The 1,509-nt window shown below is 64.5% G+C and carries 2 protein-coding genes; both read right to left on the bottom strand.

The window, feature by feature from the left end; genetic code table 11:
- Nucleotides 1–133 precede the first annotated feature (133 nt).
- Nucleotides 134–724 (bottom strand): UPF0149 family protein, encoded by a 591-nt coding sequence (locus CWO89_RS44105; protein ID WP_130584370.1) that lies wholly within the window; start codon nucleotides 722–724, stop codon nucleotides 134–136.
- Nucleotides 725–753: 29 nt separating this feature from the next.
- On the bottom strand, nucleotides 754–1,509 hold a 756-nt coding region (tnpC, locus tag CWO89_RS44100), incomplete at its 5' end, for an IS66 family transposase (RefSeq protein WP_130584369.1).

Raw genomic sequence — 1,509 nt, 5'->3', positions numbered from 1 at the left:
TAGTTGGGAACATATCAACCTGACCGGCATCTACACCTGGGATTCTGAGCACCAAATGCCCGAAGGCTTCAGATCGCTTCGGCTGCCAGCGCCAATCCAACGTAAGCGGTAAGAGCTCCCACGTCCGCAGTGATCAGCGGGCGCGTGCGTAGCGGATCGGCATCCAGTATTGGCGCAGCGCCTCGACGGCCGCTGTGATATCGAGGTGGGCATTGCGAAGAAAGTCCTCGGTCTCGCGGCCGCTTCGCGGCGGTCCGAGCAGCGGACGGCCCTGATCGTCGCGACAGTGCAGCAGGATGGTCAGAAGCTGGCCGTGATTGACGTTGCTGGCGTCCAGCAACGGCGCCCACGCCGACAGCCTGAGCCGCATCGCGGCGTAGAAACCCTGGCACCAGGGGCGCGGATCGATGTCGCCATTGACTTCACGCCGGTGCATCGGCGCGAATTGGCGAGGCGTGGTCGAAAGGGTCTGGCTGATCTCGTTATGACGCAGCGCGACGGTGGAAATCGCCGCGAACTCCGGGGTGCCGCCGTGGTTGAAAACATCGGCATCGATGGCGAGCAGCGGGCAGATCCAGTCGAGTGGGCTCATCGACACCGGTCCAGCCACGATCGCGGCGACGTAACCATCGAGCATGGGAATGCTGGTGGCGGCAGGATGCCGATCGACGCGAGCCTGCAGCCACCGCTCGAGTTCCTCAAGCGGCATCGCGGCGACCGCCATCGACGACGATGCTTTATGGCGACGTGGGCTCACGCGGCGGCCTGCGCAGTGCGCTGGCGGGCCGCCTTCCAGTTCCAGGCGAGCAGCTCGTACAACTGATGGCTCTTGGTTCGCCCGGAGGCGATGCGCTCCAGCACGTTGGTCAGGTAGGCCTGCGGATCAAGGTCATGGAGCTTTGCTGTGTTCACGATCGACGCCAGGATCGCCCAGCTCTCGGCGCCACCTTCGCTGCCGCTGAACAATGAGTTGCGTCTTCCCATGGCAATCGGGCGCATGGACCGCTCGACCGTATTGCTGTCGACCTCGATGCGGCCGTCGCGGAGAAACAGCGTCAATCCGTCCCAGTGGTTGAGCGCGTAGTTGATGGCCTCCGTCAGCTTCGACTGGGAGAAGAGCTGGTCGACCATCTCGGTCAGTCGCACCTTGAGCGCTGCCATCAGCGGTGCAGCCCTGGTGCAGCGGGCGGCCAGCCGCTGCTCGGCGCTGCTGCCGCGGATCTCTGCTTCGATGGCATAGACCGCCTGCAGGCGTTCGATCACCTCGCGCGCGTACGGCGACTGCGTCGTCTTGTAGACCTCGACAAATTTGCGGCGGGCGTGAGCAAGACAAAACGCGAGCTGGATCGCGCTGCCATGGCTGCGGGCGAGTGCTTTGTAGGCGGCATAACCATCCACCTGCAGAATGCCGGAAAAACCCGTCAATTGTCCGGCGATCTCCTCGGTGCCGCGGCCCTCGGCGAACACGTAGGCGACCGCCGGCGGCGACGGCCCACCCCATGGCCGGTC

It is taken from the genome of Bradyrhizobium sp. Leo170 (assembly GCF_004296405.1).
Taxonomy (GTDB): Bacteria; Pseudomonadota; Alphaproteobacteria; order Rhizobiales; family Xanthobacteraceae; genus Bradyrhizobium.
The sequence above is the reverse complement of the archived record's forward strand: the minus strand, read 5'-3'. Positions and strand labels throughout refer to the sequence as shown.

Excerpts from the sequence above, each read along its gene's own strand:
- CWO89_RS44105 (WP_130584370.1), bottom strand. The coding sequence starts at position 724 with ATGGCGGTCGCCGCGATGCCGCTTGAGGAACTCGAGCGGTGGCTGCAG.